At 64.4% G+C, this 24,698-nt stretch carries 25 protein-coding genes and 2 pseudogenes; 18 read left to right on the forward strand and 9 right to left on the reverse strand.

Going from position 1 to position 24,698, the window contains the following annotated elements; all coding sequences use genetic code 11:
• Nucleotides 1-25: 25 nt before the first annotated feature.
• The 8 genes and pseudogenes from AYJ54_RS19785 to AYJ54_RS19820 all read left to right on the forward strand — a co-directional run bounded on the left by AYJ54_RS19785 (nucleotide 26) and on the right by AYJ54_RS19820 (nucleotide 8,016).
• Nucleotides 26-1,153, forward strand: coding sequence for a Re/Si-specific NAD(P)(+) transhydrogenase subunit alpha (locus tag AYJ54_RS19785; RefSeq protein ID WP_063701324.1), 1,128 nt, complete (start codon nucleotides 26-28; stop codon nucleotides 1,151-1,153).
• A gap of 10 nt (nucleotides 1,154-1,163) precedes the next feature.
• Nucleotides 1,164-1,481, forward strand: coding sequence for a proton-translocating transhydrogenase family protein (locus AYJ54_RS19790; RefSeq protein WP_063701327.1), 318 nt, complete (start codon nucleotides 1,164-1,166; stop codon nucleotides 1,479-1,481).
• A gap of 39 nt (nucleotides 1,482-1,520) precedes the next feature.
• The gene (locus AYJ54_RS19795; RefSeq protein ID WP_063701330.1) at nucleotides 1,521-2,918 is read left to right on the forward strand and encodes an NAD(P)(+) transhydrogenase (Re/Si-specific) subunit beta; all 1,398 of its coding nucleotides are present in this window, start codon (nucleotides 1,521-1,523) and stop codon (nucleotides 2,916-2,918) included.
• Between the two features lie 274 nt (nucleotides 2,919-3,192).
• Nucleotides 3,193-3,990, forward strand: a complete 798-nt coding sequence (locus AYJ54_RS19800) for an alpha/beta hydrolase (protein ID WP_063701332.1) — start codon at nucleotides 3,193-3,195, stop codon at nucleotides 3,988-3,990.
• The gene (locus tag AYJ54_RS19805) at nucleotides 3,980-5,422 is read left to right on the forward strand and encodes a sodium:proton antiporter (RefSeq protein WP_063701334.1); all 1,443 of its coding nucleotides are present in this window, start codon (nucleotides 3,980-3,982) and stop codon (nucleotides 5,420-5,422) included. The genes AYJ54_RS19800 and AYJ54_RS19805 overlap by 11 nt, the downstream gene beginning before the upstream one ends.
• A gap of 157 nt (nucleotides 5,423-5,579) precedes the next feature.
• Nucleotides 5,580-6,677, forward strand: a complete 1,098-nt coding sequence (locus AYJ54_RS19810; RefSeq protein ID WP_063701338.1) for a calcium:cation antiporter — start codon at nucleotides 5,580-5,582, stop codon at nucleotides 6,675-6,677.
• Nucleotides 6,678-6,687: 10 nt separating this feature from the next.
• A pseudogene (locus tag AYJ54_RS19815) lies at nucleotides 6,688-6,971 on the forward strand (cupin domain-containing protein).
• Between the two features lie 91 nt (nucleotides 6,972-7,062).
• Complete coding sequence (locus AYJ54_RS19820; RefSeq protein WP_063701341.1) at nucleotides 7,063-8,016, forward strand: hypothetical protein; 954 nt, start codon at nucleotides 7,063-7,065, stop codon at nucleotides 8,014-8,016.
• Between the two features lie 24 nt (nucleotides 8,017-8,040).
• Here AYJ54_RS19820 and AYJ54_RS19825 read toward each other — a convergent pair whose 3' ends face one another.
• Together AYJ54_RS19825 and rpsU are read right to left on the reverse strand one after the other, a co-directional pair.
• Nucleotides 8,041-8,688: a tetratricopeptide repeat protein gene (locus AYJ54_RS19825; protein WP_063701344.1), complete on the reverse strand. Its 648-nt coding sequence runs from the start codon at nucleotides 8,686-8,688 to the stop codon at nucleotides 8,041-8,043.
• Nucleotides 8,689-8,813: 125 nt separating this feature from the next.
• Complete coding sequence (gene rpsU / locus AYJ54_RS19830) at nucleotides 8,814-9,110, reverse strand: 30S ribosomal protein S21 (RefSeq protein WP_027545547.1); 297 nt, start codon at nucleotides 9,108-9,110, stop codon at nucleotides 8,814-8,816.
• A 265-nt stretch (nucleotides 9,111-9,375) separates the two neighbouring features.
• On the opposite strand from rpsU, the gene aqpZ reads away from it, so the two are divergent.
• The gene (aqpZ, locus tag AYJ54_RS19835) at nucleotides 9,376-10,098 is read left to right on the forward strand and encodes an aquaporin Z (RefSeq protein ID WP_063701347.1); all 723 of its coding nucleotides are present in this window, start codon (nucleotides 9,376-9,378) and stop codon (nucleotides 10,096-10,098) included.
• A 37-nt stretch (nucleotides 10,099-10,135) separates the two neighbouring features.
• Here the strand turns inward: aqpZ and AYJ54_RS19840 are convergent, their stop codons facing one another.
• Both AYJ54_RS19840 and purE read right to left on the reverse strand, forming a co-directional pair.
• On the reverse strand, nucleotides 10,136-11,242 hold the full coding sequence (locus tag AYJ54_RS19840; RefSeq protein WP_063701350.1) for a 5-(carboxyamino)imidazole ribonucleotide synthase: 1,107 nt from the start codon (nucleotides 11,240-11,242) through the stop codon (nucleotides 10,136-10,138).
• A complete protein-coding gene (purE, locus tag AYJ54_RS19845) occupies nucleotides 11,239-11,727 on the reverse strand; it encodes a 5-(carboxyamino)imidazole ribonucleotide mutase (protein WP_063701353.1) in 489 nt (162 codons plus the stop codon). The genes AYJ54_RS19840 and purE overlap by 4 nt, the downstream gene beginning before the upstream one ends.
• A gap of 142 nt (nucleotides 11,728-11,869) precedes the next feature.
• On the opposite strand from purE, the gene AYJ54_RS19850 reads away from it, so the two are divergent.
• A complete protein-coding gene (locus tag AYJ54_RS19850; protein WP_063701357.1) occupies nucleotides 11,870-12,571 on the forward strand; it encodes a GGDEF domain-containing protein in 702 nt (233 codons plus the stop codon).
• Nucleotide 12,572: 1 nt separating this feature from the next.
• On the opposite strand, the gene AYJ54_RS19855 is transcribed toward AYJ54_RS19850, so the two are convergent.
• The 3 genes from AYJ54_RS19855 to AYJ54_RS19865 all read right to left on the reverse strand — a co-directional run bounded on the left by AYJ54_RS19855 (nucleotide 12,573) and on the right by AYJ54_RS19865 (nucleotide 13,416).
• The gene (locus AYJ54_RS19855) at nucleotides 12,573-12,824 is read right to left on the reverse strand and encodes a hypothetical protein (protein WP_063701360.1); all 252 of its coding nucleotides are present in this window, start codon (nucleotides 12,822-12,824) and stop codon (nucleotides 12,573-12,575) included.
• A 22-nt stretch (nucleotides 12,825-12,846) separates the two neighbouring features.
• The gene (locus tag AYJ54_RS19860) at nucleotides 12,847-13,065 is read right to left on the reverse strand and encodes a hypothetical protein (protein ID WP_063701363.1); all 219 of its coding nucleotides are present in this window, start codon (nucleotides 13,063-13,065) and stop codon (nucleotides 12,847-12,849) included.
• Nucleotides 13,066-13,209: 144 nt separating this feature from the next.
• Entirely contained in the window at nucleotides 13,210-13,416 is a 207-nt protein-coding gene (locus tag AYJ54_RS19865) for a YdcH family protein (RefSeq protein WP_063701366.1), read from the reverse strand.
• A 332-nt stretch (nucleotides 13,417-13,748) separates the two neighbouring features.
• Here AYJ54_RS19865 and AYJ54_RS19870 point away from each other — a divergent pair, with 332 nt between their 5' ends.
• A complete protein-coding gene (locus tag AYJ54_RS19870; protein ID WP_063701369.1) occupies nucleotides 13,749-13,934 on the forward strand; it encodes a YdcH family protein in 186 nt (61 codons plus the stop codon).
• A gap of 110 nt (nucleotides 13,935-14,044) precedes the next feature.
• On the opposite strand, the gene AYJ54_RS19875 is transcribed toward AYJ54_RS19870, so the two are convergent.
• Nucleotides 14,045-15,148 carry an NAD(P)/FAD-dependent oxidoreductase gene (locus AYJ54_RS19875; RefSeq protein WP_063701372.1) on the reverse strand — a complete coding sequence of 368 codons (1,104 nt, stop codon included), beginning with the start codon at nucleotides 15,146-15,148 and terminating at the stop codon, nucleotides 14,045-14,047.
• 211 nt (nucleotides 15,149-15,359) lie between these two features.
• On the opposite strand from AYJ54_RS19875, the gene AYJ54_RS19880 reads away from it, so the two are divergent.
• From AYJ54_RS19880 to AYJ54_RS19900, 6 genes and pseudogenes are all read left to right on the forward strand, one after another.
• The gene (locus AYJ54_RS19880; protein WP_063701375.1) at nucleotides 15,360-18,038 is read left to right on the forward strand and encodes a sensor domain-containing protein; all 2,679 of its coding nucleotides are present in this window, start codon (nucleotides 15,360-15,362) and stop codon (nucleotides 18,036-18,038) included.
• A 40-nt stretch (nucleotides 18,039-18,078) separates the two neighbouring features.
• Entirely contained in the window at nucleotides 18,079-19,539 is a 1,461-nt protein-coding gene (locus AYJ54_RS19885; protein WP_063701378.1) for a glycerol-3-phosphate dehydrogenase, read from the forward strand.
• Between the two features lie 74 nt (nucleotides 19,540-19,613).
• Nucleotides 19,614-20,491: ABC transporter ATP-binding protein (locus tag AYJ54_RS19890; protein WP_245329080.1), on the forward strand; the 878-nt coding region annotated here is incomplete at its 3' end.
• 1 nt (nucleotide 20,492) lies between these two features.
• A pseudogene (locus AYJ54_RS52515) lies at nucleotides 20,493-20,780 on the forward strand (TOBE domain-containing protein); the annotation flags it as partial.
• Entirely contained in the window at nucleotides 20,777-21,691 is a 915-nt protein-coding gene (locus AYJ54_RS19895; RefSeq protein WP_063701385.1) for an ABC transporter permease, read from the forward strand. The pseudogene AYJ54_RS52515 and the gene AYJ54_RS19895, both read left to right, overlap by 4 nt.
• A gap of 4 nt (nucleotides 21,692-21,695) precedes the next feature.
• Nucleotides 21,696-22,508, forward strand: coding sequence for an ABC transporter permease (locus tag AYJ54_RS19900; protein ID WP_063701483.1), 813 nt, complete (start codon nucleotides 21,696-21,698; stop codon nucleotides 22,506-22,508).
• A 64-nt stretch (nucleotides 22,509-22,572) separates the two neighbouring features.
• Here the strand turns inward: AYJ54_RS19900 and AYJ54_RS19905 are convergent, their stop codons facing one another.
• Nucleotides 22,573-23,724, reverse strand: coding sequence for a hypothetical protein (locus tag AYJ54_RS19905; RefSeq protein WP_136623813.1), 1,152 nt, complete (start codon nucleotides 23,722-23,724; stop codon nucleotides 22,573-22,575).
• Nucleotides 23,725-23,942: 218 nt separating this feature from the next.
• Here AYJ54_RS19905 and AYJ54_RS19910 point away from each other — a divergent pair, with 218 nt between their 5' ends.
• Nucleotides 23,943-24,443, forward strand: coding sequence for a DUF6622 family protein (locus AYJ54_RS19910; RefSeq protein WP_063701391.1), 501 nt, complete (start codon nucleotides 23,943-23,945; stop codon nucleotides 24,441-24,443).
• The last annotated feature ends 255 nt before the right edge of the window (nucleotides 24,444-24,698 follow it).

Raw genomic sequence — 24,698 nt, forward strand, 5'->3', positions numbered from 1 at the left:
GCTGTCCCGCGCCGCCGGAGGACCTATGAAGATCGCCGTTGCCAAGGAAATCGATCCGTCCGAGCCGCGGGTCGCCGCTTCGCCTGATACGGTGAAGAAGTTCAAGGCGCTGGGCGCCGAGGTCGCCGTCGAGCCGGGCGCCGGCGTCAAGTCGGGCCTGCCGGATTCCGAATTCACCGCAGTGGGCGCCACCGTCAGCGCCGACGCGTTGAAAGATGCCGACATCATCATCAAGGTGAAGCGTCCCGAGGCGTCCGAGCTCGCGCAGTACAAGCGCGGCGCGCTCGTCATCGCCATCATGGATCCCTACGGCAATGACGCCGCGCTGAAGGCGATGGCGGATGCCGGCATCGCCGCCTTCGCGATGGAACTCATGCCGCGCATCACGCGCGCGCAGGTGATGGACGTGCTGTCCTCGCAGGCGAACCTCGCCGGCTACCGCGCCGTGATCGAGGGCGCCGAAGCCTTCGGCCGCGCCTTCCCGATGATGATGACGGCCGCCGGCACGGTTCCCGCGGCCAAGGTGTTCGTGATGGGCGTCGGCGTCGCCGGCCTCCAGGCGATCGCGACCGCGCGCCGCCTCGGCGCCGTCGTCACCGCCACCGACGTGCGGCCCGCGACCAAGGAGCAGGTCGAATCGCTCGGCGCAAAGTTCCTTGCGGTCGAGGACGAGGAGTTCAAGAACGCGCAGACCGCCGGCGGCTACGCCAAGGAAATGTCCAAGGAATACCAGGCCAAGCAGGCCGCGCTCACCGCCGAGCACATCAAGAAGCAGGACATCGTGATCACGACGGCGCTGATTCCGGGCCGGCCGGCGCCGAAGCTCATCTCGGGCGAGATGGTCAAGTCGATGAAGCCGGGCTCGGTGCTGGTCGATCTCGCGGTCGAGCGCGGCGGCAATGTCGAGGGTGCCAAGCCCGGCGAGGTCGTCGAGCTCGATGGTATCAAGATCGTCGGCTACACCAACGTCGCCGGCCGCGTCGCTGCCTCGGCTTCCAGCCTCTACGCGCGCAACCTGTTCTCCTTCATCGAGACCATGGTCGACAAGAAAGAGAAGAAGCTGGCCGTGAACTGGGACGACGAGCTCGTCAAGGCCACTGCGCTCACCAAGGACGGCGCCGTCGTCCACCCGAACTTCCAGCCGAAGGCGTAGGAGAGAAGCCATGGAGCATGTTGCACAGGTCGTCGATCCCTTCATCTTCCGGCTGTCGATTTTCGTCCTCGCCGTCTTCGTCGGTTATTTCGTGGTGTGGTCGGTGACCCCCGCGCTGCATACGCCGCTGATGAGCGTGACCAACGCGATCTCTTCGGTGATCGTCGTCGGTGCGCTGCTCGCCGGCGGCGTCGCGAACGTGTCGAGTGGCTCGGGCTGGGCCCGCGGCTTCGGCTTCGTGGCGCTAGTGTTTGCCTGCATCAATATCTTCGGCGGCTTCCTTGTCACCCAGCGCATGCTGGCGATGTACAAGAAGAAGGCCAAGTAAGCGGCCACCTCGGGCTGATGGGACAGATGGGGACCTGGGATGAACGCTAATCTCTCTGCATTGTTGTATCTCGTGGCGGGGGTGCTGTTCATCCTGTCGCTACGGGGATTGTCGAGCCCGGCCACGTCGCGCCGAGGCAACCTGCTCGGCATGATCGGCATGGCGATCGCGGTTGCCACGACGCTTGCCAACCACCCGCCGGCGGATGGCCTCGCCTGGCTGCTCGTCATCGTCGGCATCGCCATTGGCGCTGCGATCGGCGCGGTGATCGCCCGGCGCGTGCCAATGACGTCGATGCCGGAACTGGTCGCCGCCTTCCACTCGCTGGTCGGCATGGCCGCGGTGCTGGTCGCCGCCGGCGCGTTCTATGCGCCTGAAGCCTTCGACATCGGCACGCCCGGCAACATCCACACCCAGAGCCTGGTCGAGATGTCGCTCGGCGTCGCCATCGGCGCGCTGACCTTCACCGGCTCGGTGATCGCGTTCCTGAAGCTGTCCGCGCGCATGAGCGGCGCCCCGATCATCCTGCCGGCGCGGCACCTCATCAACATCGCGCTCGCGGTCGCGCTGGTCGCCTGCATCATCGGGCTCGTGGTCACCGGCAGCGCCGTGTTCTTCTGGCTCAACGTCATCCTCGCGCTGGCGCTCGGCGTGCTCATGATCATCCCGATCGGCGGCGCCGACATGCCGGTCGTGATCTCGATGCTGAACTCCTATTCGGGATGGGCCGCTGCCGGCATCGGCTTCACGCTCGGCAACTCCGCGCTGATCATCACCGGCGCGCTGGTTGGCTCGTCGGGTGCGATCCTGTCCTACATCATGTGCCACGCGATGAACCGCTCGTTCATCTCGGTCATCCTCGGCGGCTTCGGCGGTGAGACCGCGGCGGCCGGCGGCGGCACGGGTGAGCAGAAGCCGGCCAAGCTCGGTTCGGCCGACGACGCCGCCTTCATCATGAAGAACGCCTCCAAGGTCATCATCGTGCCCGGCTACGGCATGGCGGTGGCGCAGGCCCAGCACGCGCTGCGCGAAATGGCCGACATCCTGAAGAAGGAAGGCGTCGAGGTGAAGTACGCGATTCACCCGGTCGCCGGCCGGATGCCCGGCCACATGAACGTGCTGCTGGCTGAGGCCAACGTGCCCTATGACGAGGTGTTCGAGCTCGAGGACATCAACTCCGAGTTCGCCCAGGCCGACATCGCCTTCGTGATCGGCGCCAACGACGTCACCAACCCGGCGGCCGAAGAGGACAAGACCTCGCCGATCTACGGCATGCCGGTGCTCCAGGTCTGGAAGGCCGGCACCGTGATGTTCATCAAGCGCTCGCTCGCGTCCGGCTATGCCGGCATCGACAATCCGCTGTTCTATCGCGACAACACCATGATGCTGCTCGGCGACGCCAAGAAGGTCACCGAGAACATCGTCAAGGCGATGTAGCGCGAGGCGCGCGGACCGGGGCCAACAAGGAATGGCACCGGTCTTATCGGATGCCGCCCAGGTTGACGCGGGCGCAGCGCATCGAATGAATGGCACGCGGCCCACAGGGCGGCGTGCGGTTGCCGCGATATTCCGGCGGGCATCCGGCCGGATGTCCTGAAATTGCTGCGAAGTCGGCGCAAGCCTTGAGGCCTGCGGCGGGCCCTTTTCGGACGACCACACGTCGTTCGCGATGCCCTGCCGAAGGATTGGGCCTCAGCCGCGTGTCGCCTGCATGACTATCGTCAAGTGGATCGCCATCCTCCTTGCGGCCGGCTATGGCACCGGTCTCGTCCTGCTTTATGTGAAGCAGCGCGACATGCTGTTTCCGATCCCGACCGCCGAACGGACGGCGCCGACCGCTGCAGGCTTTCCGGCGGCCGAGGAGCACCTCCTGACCACCTCCGATGGCGAGAAGGTGATCGTCTGGCATGTGCCCGCCAAGCTCGGCCGTCCCGTGATCCTCTATTTCCACGGCAATGGTGATTTTCTCGCCGGCCTTGTTGGACACTTCAAGGCCATGACGTCCGACGGCACCGGTCTCGTCGCGCTGTCCTATCGCGGCTATGCCGGCTCGAGCGGCGCGCCGAGTGAGCAGGGCCTGCTGCGCGATGCCGCGGCCGCTTACGCCTTCACGAGCGAGCGCTACGCTGCGGAACGCATTGTCGCCTGGGGCTTCTCGCTCGGGACCGGCGTGGCGATCGCGATCGCATCCGAGCATCCGGTCGGCAAATTGATCCTGGAGGCACCTTACACCTCGATGGTCGACGTCGCCGCCTCGCTCCACCGGTTCGTCCCGGTCCGCTTTTTGATGCGCGATCAGTTTCGCTCCGACCAGCGCATAGCCCGCGTCACTGCGCCGCTATTGGTCATGCATGGCAGTAATGATCTTGTCATTTCCATCGTCTTCGGAGAGCGTCTGTTTGCGCTCGCGCACGAGCCGAAGCAGTTCGTGCGGTTTGCGGGCGGCGGACACAACGATCTCGATTCTTTCGGTGCGATCGAAACGGTGAGGAATTTCATTGCATCCTAGGCGTTTCGTCGTGAGGTGGGCGGGCGCGCTCGTCGCGTTGATCGTCGCGCTGTCGCCGCTGCACGCATGGGCGGCAGCCGAGCTCGATGGCGCGTCGATGGGCTGGCCCTATGCGCTGCCCTTTGCCGGCCTGCTGCTGTCGATCGCGCTCGGTCCGCTGTCGTTTCACAAGTTCTGGCATCACCACTACGGCAAGATCGCCGCGGCCTGGGCGCTGCTGGCGCTCGGCGCGCTGGTCTGGCGCGCCGGCGGCATGGCGGCGCTGGCAGCGCTGGTTCACGCCATGCTCGCCGAATATCTCGGCTTCATCGTGCTCCTGTTCTCGCTCTATGTCGTTGCCGGCGGCATCCTCATCAGCGGCGACATCAAGGGGACGCCGGCGGCCAACACCGGCATCCTCGCGCTCGGGACGTTGATGGCGAGCCTCGTCGGCACCACTGGAGCCGCAATGATCCTGATCCGGCCGCTGATCCGCGCCAACCGGCCGCGTCGCCATAACGTCCATGTCGTCATCTTCTTCATCATCCTCGTCGCCAATGTTGGCGGCGCGCTTAGCCCGCTCGGCGATCCCCCGCTGTTCGTCGGATTTCTGCATGGTGTCGACTTCTTCTGGACCACGCGGAACCTCTGGCTGCAGACGGCGATCGTTGCGGGAGTGCTGCTGGTCATCTTTGCCGCCGTCGACGTCTGGCGCTTCCGCAGCGAGCCCTCGTTCAGCGACGCAGGCTCCGCAAAGCCAGTCCGGATCCGCGGGCTCATTAATCTCCTGCTGATCGCCGCCATCGTCGCGAGCCTGCTTGTGTCGGCGATGTGGAAGCCCGGGATCGCCTTCGGCATTCTCGGCACGAAGCTGGAGCTCGAGGACGTCGTCCGCAACATCGTCCTTCTGGCGATCGCAGCCCTCTCGGTCTGGCTGACGCCGGATGAGCACAGGCAGGCCAATGGCTTCACCTGGGAGCCGATCCGCGAGGTCGCAAAGCTGTTCGCCGCTATCTTTGTCGCGATCATTCCGGTCATCGCCATGCTCGATGCCGGCCATCACGGCGCGTTCGCCTGGCTGTTGTCGGCGGTGACGGCGCCGGACGGCACGCCGCGCGAGGTCGCGTATTTCTGGTTCACGGGCCTGATGTCGGCGTTCCTCGACAATGCGCCGACCTATCTGCTGTTCTTCGAGCTCGCCGGGGGCGACCCGCTGGTGCTGATGAACGAGCTCTCGGGCACGCTCGCGTCCATCTCCATGGGCGCGGTCTACATGGGCGCGCTGACCTATATCGGCAACGCGCCCAACTTCATGGTGAGCAGCATCGCCAAGGAGAGCGGCATCGAAATGCCGAGCTTCTTCGGCTATCTCCTGCGCGCAGGCGCCGTGCTGATGCCGCTGTTCCTCCTCCTAACCATCCTGCCGATCGCGCCGATCTTGCACTGGCATTGAATCTGCCGGCCGATTTGCTACTGCTCAACCAAGGCGCGATGAACTTCGCGCCTTGGGCCTTTCGTTTTGAGCATCATCCTTTCGGAAAACCGCGACCACTTTGCGCCAACGCGGCACTTCGAGTCCGGATCATGCCGTGAGCAGTTGGAGCCGATGGATGAGCGCGCATAGCCCGATGCCCCGGTCGGCCTGGATGTTTCCGGCGCTGGCCGTACTGCTGTTCGCAGCCGTCAGCGCGACGGGCTACGTCTTCACGCTCTCGCTGGGCGGGCTTGTCTTTGCGATCGTCCTGCTGGTGATCCTGTTCGGCACGGTGTTCGCGGCCGTCCATCACTCCGAGGTGATCGCGGAGCGGATCGGCGAGCCGTTCGGCACACTGCTGCTCACGCTCTCGGTGACGATCATCGAGGTCGCGCTGATCACGACGATCATGCTGGGTGACAAGCCGGCGCCGGAGCTCGCGCGCGATACGGTCTTCGCGGTCGTGATGATCGTCTGCAACGGCCTGGTCGGCCTCTGTATCTTCATCGGCGGCCTGCGCTACCGCGAGCAGGGCTTTCAGGTCTCCGGCGCCAACGTCTATCTCAGCGGGTTGATTGCGCTCGCGACCATCACGCTGATCATGCCCAACTATACGCTGACCGCACCGGGCCCGTTTTACTCGACGCTTCAGCTCGGCTTCGTCGACCTGGTGACGATCGTGCTCTATGGCGTGTTTCTCTATACGCAGACCGTCCTGCACCGCGACTACTTCATCAATCAGACGGGGGACGAGGAGGGCGGCGGGAGCCATCTGTCCGGCAAGATGCTGGCCCTCAGCATCGTGTTGCTGCTGATCTCGCTCTTGACCGTCGTTCTCCTCGCCAAGAAATTCTCGCTCGTCGTCGACGCCGTGGCCGCCTTGATCGGCGCTCCACCCGCGTTTGCAGGCCTCTTGGTCGCGCTCCTGATCCTGATGCCGGAAGGCGTCTCCGCGATCGCGGCCGCGCGCAAGAACGACCTCCAGAAGAGCATCAACCTGGCGCTCGGTTCCTCGCTTGCAACCATCGGGCTGACCATTCCGGCGGTCGGGATTGCCACCTATGCGTTCGATCAGCCGCTCGTGCTGGGCCTGAACCCGCAGAACACGGCGCTCTTGTTCCTGACATTCTTGCTGAGCATGCTGACCTTCGGAACCGGCAGGACCAACGTCCTGTTCGGACTGGTCCATCTGGTGGTATTTGCGGTCTACGTATTCATGGTTTTCGTGCCCTAGGAGAGTGCCGATGCTTGCCGCCAAGTCCGACGTCCAGATCGACAACGAGGAGGTCCGGGTGACGGAGTGGCGACTGGCGCCGGGCAGTGCGACGGGGCATCACACCCACGGGATGGATTACGTGATCGTGCCCGTCGTCGCCGGGGAAATGACCATCGTGGCGCCCAATGGAGAGCGCTCCAAGGCGCAGCTTACCGCCGGAAAATCCTATTTCGCAAAGCCGGCGTCGAGCACGACGTCCTTAACGAAACCGCAACCGAGATCGTGTTCCTTGAGATCGAGCTGAAACCGTAAATCCCGTTCACCAATTGCCATCGATCCGTCGCAGTTGATCCCTTACTATGCCCCAAAGTTCCCGCATCAGATCGTGTGGGGAGTGGCCGGAATGCTGAAATACCTCGCTAAAATTTCGATGGATATTTTCCCCTCGGTGCTCGCGACGATCATCGGGGCGTACATCGTTAATCATTACATCAACGCCAAGCCCGCGCCCGACGCCCCCGTAGCCGCCGTCGCACCCGCCCAGCCCACCAAGGATGCCAAGCCCGCCAACGTCGCTAACCTGCCGGCGCCGGGGGTCAAGGCCAAGGGCATTTCCGAGAAGACGGTGATGGACAAGGCGGCGCCCGAAAAGCCTGCAGCCGAAAAGCCGGCCGAGAAATCCGCCGATCAGCCGGCTGAGACCAAGGCCGCGGACACCAAGGCCGCAGACGTTGCCCCCGCCGAGACCGCTCCTCGCGGCCGGCCGCCGGCGCGTGAGAAGGCCGTCGCAAAGTCTACCCCGGCCGCCACTGCTCCCGCCGCCACTCCGGTGGTGGAGGCCAGTTCGGCTCCGGCCGGCGCCCCGACGGCTGCGACCCCCGATGCCAACGATCTCGCGCGCGCCGCGATCGAGCGCCTGCGCAAGTTTCCCGAGAGCAAGTCGCCCGAGAAGTCGTCTGAGCCTGCGGCACATGAGACGGCCCACGCGCCGGAAGCCGCGCCCCGTGGCCAGCAGGAAGCCCCGCGGGTCGTGACGGCGGCCCCGTCGGCTGTGCGGCCGCTGCCGCCGCCGATCACGGTGTCGACGCCGCCTGCCGAAGCCTATGGCAACGGCGCATCGTCGCCGGCGAACCCGCCCTACACGGCGTCAGTCGGCAACGACGATCCCAATCGGTTGACGCCGCCGGCTGATATTCCTGTCCCGTTGATCGCACCGCCGCTGGATTTGCGCGCCGACGCCGGCGGGTCCATGCCCGGATCCGTGCCGCGGCCGAAGGCGAATGTCGCCGACGACATGCTGTCGGGCGTCAAGTCGATGTTCCACGCCGTCCTGCCGAAGAACATTACGCCGGACTAAGGCGCCTGCGTCGCCCCAGGCCCGTCAGCCGCCGACACGGGCAAGGCCGCTGCGCGCGGCGTCGTCACGCGGACGAAGGGCGACCGCCTTGGTGTAGGACGCCGCCGCCTTGGCCCTGTCACCCAGCCGCTCATAGGCGATTCCCCGCGTCGTCCAGACCTGGGCATTGTGCGGATCGGCCTCGGACGCCTCGTCGAGATCGGCCGCCGCTTCCCTGACCTTGCCGACGGCGAGATAACTGATGGCACGGCCGAGCAGCGGCTCGGCCTTCTGCGGGTTGAGCCCGCTCGCAGCGCTGAAATCGGCGATCGCGAAGTCGTGCTCGTTGTTGCCCTGGTAGATCAGCGCGCGGCCGTAGAGCGCCTGCGCATTATAGGGATCGAGCGCGACCGCGCGATTGAACTCGTCCAGCGCGGCCGCCGTTTCTCCCGACTTGGCCAGCGCCTGGCCTTTCGCGGTGTGGGCCTGGGCCTCGCTGACATTGCCGGCGCTGACGGCGCTCTCGGTGGCCGCAGCCTTGGGGGCCTCCTGCGGCTTTTCCTTCTCCGGCATCAGCGATCCCAGGTCGAAGGAGCAGCCCGAGAGCGCGATCGCCATCAAGGCGAGCGCAAGCGGTTGCTGCCAGCCTTGACGTGATCGTGCAAAGCTGCGTCCAGGGAAAGGGGGGGCCATCTACGGTTCGCTCGCGCTGGTGCCGCATCGGTAGTGCCCCGTCCCAGAAAAGGCACCGCTGCAAAACAATAACGCGGGCCAAGGGCCCGCGTCATCGAAAACTCAGTCTTGCAAATCCGGCGAAATCAACGCGGTCCGCGCGGACCTGCACCCGGGCCGCCACGGCCGCCGCGCTCGCCACCGGGACCTGCGCCGAACACCGGCTTCGGCTTCATCGGCAGCAAGCCTTCACGCTGCAGCTTCTTGCGGGCGAGCTTGCGCGCGCGGCGCACGGCCTCGGCCTTTTCGCGGGCCTTCTTCTCGGAGGGCTTTTCGTAATGACCGCGGAGCTTCATCTCGCGGAAAATTCCCTCGCGCTGCATCTTCTTCTTCAGCGCCTTGAGGGCTTGATCGACATTGTTATCGCGAACGAGAACCTGCACGCGGCATCCTCTTCAGTGGATCGGATTTGAATTCTGGTAAGTCCAAGGGGATGGCGAAAAAGCGCAAGCCCTTAACCTTGAGCGCGCGGATGTATCAGACAAAAGCAGAGATGTCCACCTGCCAAGCGGCGTTTCGGGCCAAGATAAGCCATTAAATGAGGCAAAAATGCCCTTGTGCGGCCGCGATTTGGGTGATTTGGCGCCAAGGACGAGGCCGTAGCCGGAGCTTTGCTCCGGAAATCTTGGAAATCAGGGGAGACCCCACATGGAAATGAAGAAGTATGCCGCCGAGGCCATCGGCACCTTTTGGCTCACATTCGCGGGGTGCGGCAGCGCGGTGATCGCTGCCGGCTTTCCGCAGGTCGGGATCGGCCTGGTCGGCGTGTCCCTGGCGTTCGGCCTGAGCGTGGTCACCATGGCCTACGCGATCGGCCACATTTCGGGTTGCCATCTCAATCCGGCCGTCACGGTCGGCCTTGCCGCGGGTGGCCGGTTCCCGACGGGGCAGATCCTGCCGTATATCGTCGCGCAGGTCGTCGGCGCGATCGTCGCGGCCACACTGCTCTATGTCATCGCAAGCGGCGCTCCAGGCTTCGACGTCACCAAGGGCTTTGCATCGAACGGCTATGGTGCGCATTCGCCCGGCCAGTACGGCATGGTCGTGTGCTTCATTACCGAGGTGGTGATGACCATGATGTTCCTGTTCATCATCATGGGGGCCACCCATGGCCGCGCGCCCGCGGGCTTCGCGCCGCTCGCGATCGGGCTTACGCTGGTGATGATCCATCTTGTCAGCATTCCCGTCACCAACACGTCGGTGAACCCGGCGCGCAGCACGGGCCCTGCGCTGTTCGTCGGGGGCTGGGCGCTGGCACAGCTTTGGATGTTCTGGGTCGCACCACTGATCGGCGGCGCACTGGGCGGGGTGATCTATCGCTGGCTCAGCGAGGAGCCCACAGGCGTCGTCGCAGGCGTGAAGACGGCGTGATCGGCAAGCGGGATCGCAGGCAGTCGCCGCGGTCCCGTCACTTGCCTTTCGGCGGCCTGACTTCGGTGACGTGGCCCATCTTGCGGCCGGGGCGCGGCGCGCCCTTGCCGTAGATGTGGATGGTGGCACCCTGGACGGTCAGCCACTCCTCGTAGCTGTTGATCTCGTCGCCGATCAGGTTGGTCATGGTGACGACCTCGCCGTGACGCACGGGCTTGCCGAGCGGCCAGCCGGCAATCGCACGGATATGCTGCTCGAACTGGGAGACAGACGCGCCGTCGAGCGTCCAGTGCCCGGAATTGTGCACGCGCGGGGCGATCTCGTTGACCAGCACCTTCGGTCCGGTGCCGTTGGCGAGCACGAACATCTCGACCGCCAGCACGCCGACATAGTCGAGTGCGCTCGCGATCCTGCTCGCGACGCTGCGCGCCTCATCCGCGAGCGAATCCGGAATCGGCGCCGGCGCGCGGGACAGTTTCAGGATGTGATCGCGGTGCTCGTTCTCGGTGACGTCGAAGCATTCGACCTGGCCCGCAGCCGAGCGCGCGGCGATCACGGAGATCTCTCGTTCGAACGGCACGAAGGCTTCGAGGATCGCCTGCTTGGTGCCGAGGCTCGTCCATACCTTGGCGATGTCGTCGCCCTCGCGGATGATGGCCTGGCCCTTGCCGTCATAGCCGAAGCGGCGGGTCTTCAGCACCGCCGGAAGTCCGATCCTGAAGATCGCCTCCCGCAAGGAGGTGACCGAGGTGACGTCGGCATAGACGGCGGTGCCGATCCCGAGTCGGGCCACAAAATCCTTCTCGGCGAGCCGGTCCTGGGTGGTCTCGAGGATCTTTCGATTGGGCAGCACGGGGCGGCGCGCGTCCAGCACCATCGCGGCTGCGGCCGGCACGTTCTCGAATTCGTAGGTGATCACGTCGACGTCGTTGGCGAACAGCTCCAGCGCCTCGACATCGGCATATTCGGCGCAGGTCGCGTTCAGCACGACGTCGAAGGCCGGCGAATCCGGATCGGGCGAGAACACCTGGCAGCGCAGGCCGAGCCGCGCCGCGGCCATGGCCAGCATCCGGCCGAGTTGTCCGCCGCCGAGGATTCCGATGGTGTCGCCGGGCTTCAGCTTCACCCGATTGGTGTCAGTCACGCCTTGTCCTCCGGGCGCTCGGCAACCGCCTCGGTCTGCGCCTTGCGCCAGGCGGCTAGGCGATCGGACAGCGCCGGATCGGACAATGCCAGCACGGCTGCCGCGAGCAGCGCCGCGTTGATTGCGCCCGCCTTGCCGATGGCCAGGGTGCCGACCGGGATGCCCGCCGGCATCTGGACGATCGAATAGAGCGAATCGATGCCCTTGAGCGTCTTGGATTCGACGGGGACGCCGAAGACGGGGAGTTCCGTCAGCGCCGCCGCCATGCCGGGCAGATGGGCCGCGCCACCGGCGCCGGCGATGATGACCTTGAAGCCTGCCGCCTTGGCGCCCTTGGCGAAGGCGAACAGTCGATCCGGCGTCCGGTGCGCCGAGACGATGTGGCTTTCGCAGGCAACGCCAAGTGCTGCCAGCGTATCGGCGGCATGCCGCATGGTGTCCCAGTCCGACTGGCTTCCCATGATGATGGCGATCGGCGCGGTCATGACGTCAATTGTGCTCGGGAATACAGAAACATAGGCCAGATTATCGGTTCCGGCCGGCGGCTCGCAAGGCGGTGGCAAGGAGAAGGGAATGCACTATCCTGTCTTGGTGAATCCCCGCAAGCCTTCATTGAGCAGGATGCCCATGAAGAAACGAAAAAGGGCGACCGCTGCGAAGGCCAAAATGGCCCGAAAGACCAGCGGGAGCCGATCCAGGACCCCGCCCAAGCGTTCGGCCGGACGGGCGCGACGCCGTGCGGCGGCCGACGTCGGCGCCAAGGCAACCATCCGCAGCTTGCGGGCCAAGCTCAAGGAGGCGCTGGGGCGGGTGGCGGAACTCGAGGCGGCGGCCGACACCGATTTCCTGCTCGGCATTCCCAACCGGCGCGGTTTCGAGCGCGAGCTCCAGCGCGCCATTGCCTACATGAAGCGCTACCGCGCCAGCGGTGCATTGATCGTGCTCGATGTCGATCGGCTGAAGCCGATCAACGACACCTTCGGCCATGCCGCCGGCGACGAGGTCCTCAAGGCGATCGCCGGCACGCTGACGCGGCAGGTGCGCGCGTCGGACGTGGTCGGCCGGCTCGGCGGCGACGAATTTGCGCTGCTGTTGTGGAATCTCAGCGAGACCGATGCCAAGGCGAAGGCTGCTGCCTTCGAGCAGGCGATCGACGAATTGTCCTTCGTCTTTCGCGGCCAGCACGCGAACGCGGGCGCTTCCGCCGGTGTGGCGCTGCTCGGTCCGCAGTCCGATGCAGGCCGCGCGCTGGAAGAGGCCGACGCTGCGATGTATGTGCGCAAGGCGCACCGGCGGCATGAGCCGCGGATCAGGCAGGTCGGTGGCTGATCTAAAGCGCGCCAAGGTCTTCCGGCACGCTGCCGAATTTGCGAAGCAGCTTGGCGTCACCAAACTCGCCGGTCATGGGATCGCCGCTGCGGCTGAACGCGACCGCGCCGATGTGGCCGGCGCCGCGCGCCAGGATCTCGGCGCGCCGCAGGGCGGCGGCCGAGTTCTGGCATTCCTCCGCGGTGCCTGCGACCGGCGATCCGTCGGCATCGATCAGGAAGGGCATTGCAACGTAGTAGGTGACATCCGACATGGCGTTGCTCCGGGTAGGGAGGTCAGGCGGCGCTGCTTTTGCTCCGCATCTTGTTGCGCGAGGTCTCCGGGATGCAGCCGGCCGTGATCGCCGCCTGCAATTCCTCGAGCTCCGCCTCCAGATATTCGTTGGCCATGATCAGCGCCTTGATGGTGCTGCGCAGATTGCCGTCGCACATCGCGATCGCCTGATCGCAGGCTTGTTCATAGTGACTGTTGTCGAAGGGCACGGTTGCTGACATGGGCGTTTTCCTGGGGGCGGTTGGCTCGTAAATGTTCTTCTTTTGTTCTTGGCGAGTCAAGCGCAATCGGATGCCGTCCAATGTTCGGAGACAGGACCGACACGCGAAGTCCCAAGGTCGGCCGCTACGGCCAACTTGTCGCGATCAGGCGATGATGTCGGGCGTGATCTGGTCTTCGATGAATGCGATACGGTCGCGCAACAACAGCTTGCGCTTCTTCAGGCGTTGCAGGCGCAATAGGTCGGGGGCAGGCGACTGATGCAGTGCATCGATCGCCGCGTCGAGATCTCGGTGTTCCTGCTGCAACCGGGCGAGCTCGGCTTCGAGTTCGCGCGCGTCTTCCTTGGTCATGATCTGCGGTGGCCGAAAAACCCGATGAGCTCTAAAACAAAGGCTGTGGACGCCCTGTGGAAATTATCGTCCTTGCGCGGCATGATCGCAAGCGATCTCCGATCGTCGCTCACCGTTCTCTCGCAAGATATTTCAGCGAGTCGTCGCGGTGCCGAGCGAGCACATTGATATCACGGGTTTTTCTCGAGCGGTTCCTTACTCACGCTTCATTACATATGAATTTTCAAAAATGACGCTGCGACGACGGATAATCGTCGACAGAACGAATCGCTGATGTACACTTCGCCGTCCGGATCGAATCCTGAGGTTCAACCCTACCGAGGAGGTTTCGAATGACAATTCAGGCACATCTGGTTGAATTGGAGCGGAAGCACAAACTTCTCGAAAACGAATTGCACGAAGCACTCGTGCACCTTTCAACAGACGACCTGCAAATTGTTGAGTTGAAGCGCCGGAAGCTGATGGTCAAGGACCAAATCGAGCGGTTGAAGCATAACTCGGACGACACGCTCCACTAGTAACCCCCAAATACAGCGTAGAGTTGATCGTACCCTTTCATGAAGGGGTGAGTGCTATTGCGCACATCCCTTCATTTGGGTCGCACCGCGCAATCATCGTTGTGCGGGATCTAGAGTCCTGCGAGCTCGGCGACGTGGTCCGCGATCGCGAGCGATGATGTCAGGCCCGGCGATTCGATGCCGAACAGATTGATCAGGCCCTCGACGCCATGGTCGCGCGGGCCCTGCATCAGGAAGTCCTGCGTGGCGACTGCCGGCGGCACGATCTTCGGGCGGATGCCTGAATAGCTCGGCATCAACGCGCCATCAGGCAGCGTCGGCCAATATTTGCGGATGGCCGGATAAAAGCGCTCTGCGCGCGATGGATCGACGGCATAGTCGAGCATCTCGATCCATTCGACGTCCGGACCGAACCGCGCCTGCCCTGCCATGTCCAGCGTCAGATGTACGCCGAGCCCGCCGGGCTCGGGCACCGGATAGATCAGGTGCGAGAACGGCGCCCTTGCGCTGCAACTGAAGTAGTTTCCCTTGGCGAGGTAAGCCGGCGGAATCCGGTCCAGCGGCATGCCGTCGATGTGGCGCGCCACGGTCGTCGCCGAGAGCCCGGCGGCGTTGACCAGGAGGTCGCACTGCAGCGTCATCGGCGCCTCGCCGCCGGCGTCGACCTCGATGATGCCGCCCGATGCCTTGGCGCGGATGAGCGGGGTGTGAAACGCAAAGGCCGCGCCGGCCGCCTCGGCCTCGCCGAGCAGCGAGAGCATGTAGGCGTGGCTGTCGATGATGCCCGTCGAAGGCGAGAGCAGCGCAGCGTCGCAGGCGAGCGCCGGCTCCAGCGCGCGCGCGGCCCCACCCGAGAGCAACTGCATGTCGAGCACGCCATTGGCCTCGGCATGCGCCTTGATCGATTGCAGCTTGTCGGTTTCCTTCGGAGTGGTCGCGACGATCAGCTTGCCGCAGTTCTTGTGCGGGATGCCGCGCTCGGCGCAGTATTGGTAGAGCGCATGCTTGCCGCTGACGCACATGCGCGCCATCCAGCTCCCGGCGCGATAGTAGATCCCGGCGTGGATCACCTCGCTGTTGCGCGAGGATGTGACGGTGCCGATGGCCTCAGCCTCCTCCAGCACGATCACCTCGCGCCCGGCCTGCGCGAGCCGCCGGGCGACCGCGAGCCCGATGACGCCCGCTCCGATCACGACGCAGTCGACCTTATCCATGATTGTGCGGAGTTTCTGCTGGAGGTGCCGAGGGCGCGGGGACTTGTTTGCCTGGAAAACGTGCCTCAGGGCCGCCTTCCATTAAGGAAGCATTTATCATGTCAGGGCAATTGCCGTGTTTCACGTCACATTTTTCTGCCGCGCTTACAGGCGTTTACCCGATCCAAACCCGTGAAGCCAGACAATCCGCAGTTGAAATCGCGGGTGGCTGATGGCTGAGAAGAACTGGCACGCGGGCAGCACGATTCTGATTCCTGTGCAGGCTGTTGTGTGTCTGGCGGCTGCCCCTGCGCGCGCCTTTGCGCTGTCGGACCAGTTCGCCCCGCCGGGCTATATCGGCAGGCTTGATCCCAACGTGATCTGGGAAGCCCTGATCGGGGGCATTGTCGTCTGCTCGTTCCTGGCCGCGATTGCGCTGTGGATTCACTCCGCGCTGCGCCGGGCCAAGCGGACGCAGTTGCGGCGCAACGCCTTCGTCTCTTCCGCCATGAACAATCTCAACCAGGGCGTGGTGATGACGGATGCGCAGCGGCGCATCATCTTCTGCAACGACCGCTACCTCGAGCTCTACGGGCTGTCGCGGTCTGATCTCTGGGCCGACATGACCGGCCACGATATCCTCAGGCTCCGGCGTGACCGCGGGGTCCTCGGCGTCTCCGACGACGAGTTCTACGAGAAGGCGGCAAGCCCTAACGGCCTGATCACCGAGCTGCCGGACGGGGGCGCCATCCTTGTCAAATATTTCGTGCTGCCGAACGGCGGCTCGGTGGCCACTCATCTCGACGTCAGCGAGCAGCGCAGGCTGTCGCGGCAGCTCGCCTCCACCAAGCAGTTCCTGGAATCGGTGCTGGACAACGTGCCGGCCTGCGTCGCCGCAAAGAACATCGAGGACGGCCGCTACATCTTCGCGAACAGCGCCTATGAGCGGTTCTGGGGCTTCTCGCGGGATTACGTCGTCGGCAAGAACGCGCGGGAGCTGTTCGCGCCTGCCTCGGCCGCCACCATCGAGGCGACCGACCGGGCAGCGCTCGAGGCGGCCGACCGGCAGTACCGCAACCAGTTCGAGGTCGAGCACGGATCCGCGCGACGCATGGTTGCGTCGATCCGGATCGTGGTCCGCAACGAGAGCAACCAGCCGGAATTCCTGCTGGTGGTGTTCGAGGACATCACCGACCGGCGCTCGTTGTCGCAGGAGCTGGAGAGCACCAAGAAATTCCTCGAGCTCGTGGTCGACAACATTCCGGTGGCGCTGATCGTCGAGCAGGTCAAGGACGGCCGCTACCTGCTCGCCAATCGCAGCGCGGAGACGATCCTCAACCGCAAGCGCGAGGAAGCCACGGGCCTGACCGCCTCTGACATCTTCAACGCCAAAGAGGCGAAGCTGATCATCGCGCGCGACGAGGCTGCGATCAAGAAGCGGGGGATGATCACCGAGGAGCACCCGATCTCCACCAAGGACGGCCTGCGGCTGTTCCTCACCCGCCGCGCCACCGTGCTCAATGATGCCGGCGAACCGCAATACCTGATCAAGACCCACGAAGACGTCACCGACCGCCGCCAGACCGAGTCGCGGATGGCGCACATGGCATATCACGACGGCCTCACCGACCTGCCGAACCGCGCCGCCTTCCTTCAGGCGTTGACCCAGATGATCGAGGCCTGCGAGGGCACCAGCGAAGAGTTCGCCGTGCTCTGCGTCGACCTCGACGGGTTGAAGGAGGTCAACGACGTCTTCGGCCATGCGCTGGGCGACAAGCTCCTGATCGAGGTGGCCCAGCGGCTCCAGGACGCCGCGCGCGGCGGCGTGGTGGCGCGCCTGTCCGGCGACGAGTTCGGCCTGATCATCGACGGCAAGCAGCCGGACGCCGGCCTTGCGCTAGCGCAGCAGCTCGGCGACGCCCTCGCCCAGGAATTCCAGATCGACGGCCGTGCGGTCCGCGCCGGCGTCACCACCGGCATGTCCATCTTCCCGCACAACGGCGCGGACGGCGCCTCGCTGCTCGCCAATGCCGGCGCGGCGCTGTTCCGCGCCAAGCAGAAGTCGCGCGGCTCGATCAGCCTCTACCAGCCCGAGATGGACCAGCAGATCCGCGACCGCCGCGTGCTGCACCAGGACCTGTCGAAGGCGATCAAGAACGGCGAACTGTCGCTCGCCTTCCAGCCGCAGGGCATCGCGGGACACAGTGTCGCCGAGAGCGAGATCATCGGGTTCGAGGCGTTGGCGCGATGGCAGCATCCGGTGCGCGGCCAGGTCTCGCCGGCCGAATTCATCCCGATCGCCGAGGAGAGCGGCCTGATCGTCGAGATGGGGGAATGGATCCTGCGCGAGGCCTGCCGCGAGGCGGCGTCATGGCCGAAGCCGCTCCAGGTCGCGGTCAACCTGTCGCCGGCGCAGTTCATGCACGGCGACGTGGTCGGGCTCGTCCATTCGATCCTGCTCGAGACGGGCCTTGCGCCCGGACGGCTGGAGCTCGAAATCACCGAGGGCGTGCTGATCGAGGACTTTGATCGCGGCTTGGCACTGCTTCGCCGGCTGAAGGCGCTCGGCGTGCGCATCTCCATGGACGATTTCGGCAGCGGCTACTCCTCGCTGAGCTATCTCCAGGCGTTCCCGTTCGACAAGATCAAGATCGACCGCGCCTTCGTCATCAATCTCGGCCGCAACCCGCAATCGGCGGCGATCGTCCGCGCCGTGATCGATCTCGGCCACGGCCTCGAAATGTCGATCATCGCCGAAGGCGTCGAGACGCTCGACCAGCTCGCCTTCCTCGCCCGAGAGGGATGCGACGGCGTGCAGGGCTATCTGCTCGGCAAGCCGCTGCCGATCGGGCAGTATGCCGGCCTCGTCGGCCGCGCCGAGACAATGGAGCTTGCGCTCAAGACCGGCTAGTGGTGGGCGGACGCTTGCTTCGCTCCCTCTCGACGGCTTCATGGCGGATTACGACCTCGCGATCATCGGCGGCGGCCTGAACGGTGTCAGCATCGCGCGCGATGCTGCCGGCCGCGGCCTGCGCGTCATCCTGTTCGAACAGGGCGACCTGGGTGGCGCCGCGTCGTCGGCGACGCCACGGCTGATCCATGGCGATCTGTCGGTGCTGGAACGTCGCGGCTTCCGGCGCGTGCGCCGGGCGCTGGCCGAGCGCAGGACCTGGCTGTCCATTGCGCCGCATCTGGTCCGGCCGATGCGCTTCGTGATCCCCGCGCATTCCGACGAGCGCCCGCCATGGCTGCTGCGCGCCGGTTTGTTTCTTTATGACCGCCTCGCCGATCGCAGTGGCCTGCCGCCATCGACGACACTCGACATCACCCACCATCCCGTTGGCAACGCGCTCAAGCGTCTGTTCGGCACCGCCTTCGACTATTCCGACTGCGTGGTCGATGATTCCAGGCTGGTCGTGCTCACGGCGCTGGATGCAGCGGAGCGCGGCGCCGCGATTCGGACCGGGGCTCGTTGCGTGCGCGCTGACAGGACCGATATCTGGCGGCTCGCGGTGATCGATCGCGGCCATCGCCGGGTGATCACCGCCCGCGCGCTGGCCAATGCCACCGGCGGCTGGACGTCGATAGTCGCGGAGACCGTGCTGCGCCAGCCGACGCCGCCGATGGCGGCAATGCAGATGAGCCAGATCATCGTGCCGCGGCTGTTCGAATGCGATAACGTCTATGTCTTCCAGAACAGCGACGGGCGGCTGATCTTCGTGAGCCCCTTCGAGCGCGAGTTCACGCTGATCGGCACGACCACGCACGCCTTCACGGGCGATCCGGCCATCGTGGCGATGGGTGGTGCCGACGTCACCTATCTGTGCGAGGCGGCCAGCCGCTATTTCCGCGAGCGCGTCGCGCCGACCGACGTGGTACGGACGATCTCCGGCGTCAACCTGACGCTGGCCTCAGTGCGCGGGCGGGATGGGGCGATGCTGTTCCACGCGCGCCGTCGCAAGGCGCCGCTGATCACGATGTTCGGCGGCGACGTCACCACCTCGCGCCTGCGCGCGGAGCGGGCGGTGACGAAGCTGACGCCATTCTATCCAATGTCGCCGCGCTGGACGGCCGGCGCGGCCCTACCGGGCGGAGACTTTGCCTGGCATCGCTTCGATACCGAGGTCGACATCGCGCGCGACCGCTGGCGGTTTCTCTCGGAGCCAGAGGCGCGGCGGCTGGTCGCGGCCTATGGCACGCGATTGCCGGCGGTGCTCGGCGAGGCGAAGACCCGCTCCGAGCTTGGTCCAGCCTTCGGCACCGAGCTGACCGGCACGGAGGTGCGTTATCTGATGGACCACGAATGGGCGCGCTTCCCCGAAGACGTCCTGTGGCGCCGTTCCAAGCTCGGCCTGACCATGCCCGCGGCGGACCGGGACGCGCTCGCAGCCTTCATGGCCAACGCGACGTGAATGACCCGGTTCGAACCGGTTGAGCAAAGGCCGATCCGCCGCTAGCGTGCGGCGGCATCGGGTTGGCAGGGAACATGGCGGAAGAATTGCCTGGAACGGAAGTCGTGGCGCATGCCGCCGGGGGAGACGTGCGTCCGGCGGCCGGTCAGCCGCTGCTGCGCATCGAGGGCATCGCCAAGACGTTTGGCACGTTCCGGGCCGTGGATGGCGTGTCGCTCGACATCAAGGCCGGCGAGTTCTTTGCGCTTCTTGGCCCCAGCGGCTGCGGCAAGACCACGCTGCTGCGCATGCTCGCCGGGTTCGAGGCGCCGGACGAGGGACGCATCCTGCTCGGCGACAAGGACATCGCGCAGGCGCTGCCGCATGAGCGCCCGGTCAACATGATGTTCCAGAGCTACGCGCTGTTTCCGCATCTGTCCGTGCACGATAACATCGCCTTCGGCCTGAAGCGCGCCGGCCTGGCGCGTGCCGACATCGCCACCCGCGTGGCGGAGATGGTGGCGCTGGTGAAGCTCGGAGGGCTGGAGAAGCGCAAGCCCGACCAGCTTTCCGGCGGCCAGCGCCAGCGCGTGGCGCTGGCGCGCGCGCTGGCGCGGCGACCGCAGCTTCTGTTGCTCGATGAGCCGCTCGCCGCGCTCGACAAGAAGCTGCGCGAGAGCACGCAAGTGGAGCTGATGGATCTCCAGCGCCGGCTCGGCGTGACCTTCATCATCGTCACCCACGACCAAGAGGAGGCGATGACGATGGCGAGCCGGATCGGGGTGATGAATGCCGGCCGGCTCGATCAGGTCGCAACTCCGCGCGAACTCTACGAGGCGCCGCGCTCGCGCTGGATCGCGGAGTTCGTCGGCGACATCAATTTGTTCGACGGCGAGTTCAAACTGCGCGACGGCCATCGCCTGGTCATTGCCACCAACGGGGCGGGCACGCTGGTGGCGGGCGAGCCGCGCGANGAGCCGGTCGCGGGGACCAAAATGTCGGTCGCAATCCGCCCCGAGAAGGTCAAGCTGTCGCGCCGCGCCCCGGTGGGCGAGGGATCGGCGATCAATCAGCTGGACGGCGTGATCGCGGACATCTGCTATCTCGGCGGCTCCACCACCTACAAGGTGAAGCTCGACGCCGGCGGCATGGTGCAGTCCTCAGTGACCAACTCCGCGCGCCTCGATGTCGACGCCTACAGCCTGAATCAGCAGGTCGTCGCCTGGTTCACGCCAGACGACTGCATGGTGCTGGAACGATGAGCGCGCGCCGCATCTTCACGCGACCGGCGAGGTTCGCCGCGATCGCGCCCTATGTCTGGATGGTGCTGTTCTTCCTGGTGCCGTTCGGCTTCGTGCTGAAGATCAGCCTGTCGCAGACGGCGATTGCGCAGCCGCCTTACGAACCTGTGTTCGACCTGGCCGCCGGGTGGACGGCGATCAAGGCCGCGTTCGCCGCGCTGGCGATCGACAATTTCAAGCTGCTGGTCTCCGACGAGCTCTACGTCTTCGCCTATGTGCGCAGCCTCACCGTAGCCGTCACGGCGACCGCCATCCTGCTCGTGATCGGCTACCCCATCGCCTACGGCATGGCGCGGCTGCCGCGGCGCTGGCAGGCGGTGGCGATGGTGCTGGTGATCGTGCCGTTCTGGACCTCGTTCCTGATTCGCATCTACGCCTGGATCAACATCCTGCAGCATGACGGCCTGCTCAATCAGATCCTGCTGGCGCTGCATCTGGTCAGCCAGCCCGTGGTGTGGCTCTCCACCGACAGCGCGATGTATCTCGGCATCGTCTATTCCTATCTGCCGTTCATGATCCTGCCGCTCTATGCGACGCTCGCGAAAATGGAGCCGGCTCTGGAGGAGGCCGCCGCCGATCTCGGCGCCCCGCCGCTAAAGGTATTCTGGCTCGTCACCTTTCCGCTGTCGCTGCCCGGCGTCGGCGCCGGCGTCCTCTTGTGCTTCATCCCGATCGTCGGCGAATTCGTCATTCCGGACCTTCTAGCCGGCTCCAACTCGCTGATGATCGGCCAGACGCTGTGGCTCGAATTCTTCACCAACAAGGATTGGCCGGTCGCCTCCGCCGCGGCCATCGTGCTCCTGGTCGTGCTGTTGGCACCGCTCTTGCTCTATGAGCGGCTGCAGCGCCGGCAACTGGAACAGGGGCGCTGAGATCATGCGCAGGCACGCTCGCCTTTCCCGATGCAACATCGCCTCGCTCGCGCTGGGGTTGGCCTTCCTCTACCTGCCGATCCTCATGCTCGTGATCTACTCCTTCAACGCCTCGCGGCTGGTGACGGTGTGGGGCGGCTGGTCGCTGCGCTGGTACCGCGAGTTGTTCAACGACCGTGCCATGATCGAGGCTGCCTGGATGAGCCTCAGGGTCGCGGTCTGTTCCGCAACCATCGCCACGCTGCTCGGAACGCTCGCGGCCGTCGCGCTGTCGCGTGGCGAGCGCTTTCGCGGCCGCACGCTGTTCTCCGGCATGCTCTATGCGCCATTGGTGATGCCGGAGGTGATCACGGGATTGTCGCTCTTGCTGCTGTTCGTGGCGCTGAACGCCGAGCGCGGCTTCTGGACGGTGACGATCGCCCACACCACGCTGACGATGTGCTTCGTCGCGGTGGTGGTGCAGTCCCGCCTCGGCTCGCTCGACCGCTCGCTCGAGGAGGCTGCGATGGACCTCGGCTGCGATCCGGTGCGCGCGTTCGTGGCCGTCACCCTGCCGTTGATCGCGCCCGCGATCGTCGCGGGCTGGATGCTGGCTTTCACGCTGTCGCTCGACGATCTCGTGATCGCGAGCTTCACCACCGGCCCCGGCTCGGCAACGCTGCCGATCCGGATCTATTCGGAGGTGCGGCTCGGGGTGAAGCCCGAGATCAACGCGATCTGCACGCTCGTGATCGCGCTGATCGCGGTGGTCATCGTGATCGCCTCGCTCGCCTCGAAACTGTCGAGCTCGCAGGGCGAGAGCGCAGCGCCGCTGTGAGCGACCAATACAAATTCGGTTCCCTTCTAGGATGGGTTGGAGAGCTAAAATTCCATATTAGCTGTTATGTGCAATGCAAATCTGAAGCTTCTTGCAGTTGTTTCGCGACGGTAAGGGCCTCGTGGTTCACTAGGTCTTTGTCATCCGTTTCCGCGATTGCGCCCAACATATCGGCAACTGCCCTGGCAAGTCTTCCTAACTGTTGTCTTCGAACGTCGCGCTTATCGATCACTGCGAAATTGATGTCATCAATGCTGGTTCTGAATGCGCTTATCCAGGGCGATCTAGTGCGCAACAACTTGGTAAAATCGGCGTAGCCGATAATGCGAAATTTTCGGATCGAACCTTGCTCAGAGACGAGCATTGCGTCTCCAATGGCTTCTTGCCATTCCCTGTAGATGAGCGATTCTTCATAGGCTAAACTTTCTAAGGCAGATTGAACGCGCTCCTTGATAAAGTCAGGACTGAGCGACTTGATGCGTAACTTTCCGGTAAGAAAGTTTGCGAGCGCGGTGCAACACTCTAGCTTCTTTGAATCACTCAGATCCAATAGATAGTCTGGATCTTCTTTTAGACGTGAACCGGCGACCTTGTAGTATTCAACCTCCAAGTCGACTGCGAGCGACTGTTTCTGCACTAAGGACAGCTCCTTAATGTCGATATTCCAAGAGGCGCAGAGTTGCTCCAGACGTCGTAGTTCGGTATGCGGCCCATCGGCGAGAGCGCTCTGAAAACTGCCGATTGCCCTCGCCAGAGGTCCCGTAAATCGAGATGTGCCTTGTTCGAGACTATTCAGTTCCAGATTTATGGCGCGGATCCATCCTAGGAGCGTAGCTATCCGGTATAGCGTACTAACACGCTTGTGCTCATTGTACGAGATCGGCAAAGTATTCGACATAAGCCATTGATGGCGATTGTCGATAAATAGTTCCTTGAATCTCCAGATGAGTTTCTCGCACCCTGAAGTGAGGGGAGCCATGTAGCTTCGTACAATATCCTTTTGAGTCTCAGCTCTAGCAAGCTGTGCGTTAGCCCGAAAAATGAAGAGTTCTTTTAGAAGGATTCCCGCTATCGCAAATGCTGATCCGATCAGTGCAGCAACTATTGGTATCAAGATTGATGTAGTTGCTGGCGCAGGCGAACTGGACGATTGGCCGCTTGCCCCGGTGCTTTGTGAGACGAGGAAGACCAGCAATAATAGTTTTCGATCGAGCATTCGACTCTCGTCAGCTTAGCTTGTCGCTGCAACTAATACGCAAGTGAGTGTCAATGAATAGAGCGATATAGGGAGGAATATCATATATTCTCTCTTTGGTTGCAATGACAGATCGAGCGCCCGTCGATCGTATGCTGACGATTAGCTTGTCGTGGCCGTCAAATTTGTCGGACTAGCGGTGCGGCAGCGCGAAGGCTGCAAGGAGAATCGGAGCGATCATGACCTTCGCCTATCAGATACTGATCCATACACCGGTCTGGGTGTTCGCGCTGCTCGCCTTTCTGATGTGGCAGGCCATCCAGGCGATGCGACCGCGCAAAACTCCGATCTGGCGCGCATTGATCGTGCCGGTCGTGTTCATCGTCTGGGGCGTTTCGCGGATCGGCTTCGGCCATCAGGATAGCGCGTGGCCGCTCGTCGCGTGGGTTGCGGCGGCGCTGGCGCTGATGCCGCTCGGCATCCTGACGCCGCGCCCGTTCGAGGTGGATCACAAGAGCGGCGAGATCATCCGGCCGGGCAGCGCGTTCCCCCTGATCCGCAACCTCATCGTGTTCGGCTTGCAATATGCCGTCAGTGTGATCTCGGCGATCGATGCGAGCGACCGTGCGCTCGCGATCATCGTCGGCCGCGCCGTCTCGGGCGCGACCGCGGGCTATTTCATCGGCTCGACGATCACGCTTCCGGTTGCCTATCGCAGGAAGCGCGCGGCCGATACCTAAAGCAGGATCAATCTTGGTCGAATCGGTACGAGCGCCAGGGGCGCAGATCACCTCTCCCGTAGGGAGAGGTCGGATCGCATCGAAAGATGCGATCCGGGTGAGGGGTTACGGTCTCACTGAACGCTGCGGCCCCTCACCCGGATTGCACTGGACGATGCTCCGCATCGCCAGGCGCAATCCGACCTCTCCCCGCTGGGGAGAGGTGAGCCCAGGCAACCGACTGACTTGATCATTGCGCTCTACGACTTCACCGCA

This window comes from Bradyrhizobium centrolobii, assembly GCF_001641635.1.
Taxonomy (GTDB): Bacteria; Pseudomonadota; Alphaproteobacteria; order Rhizobiales; family Xanthobacteraceae; genus Bradyrhizobium; species Bradyrhizobium centrolobii.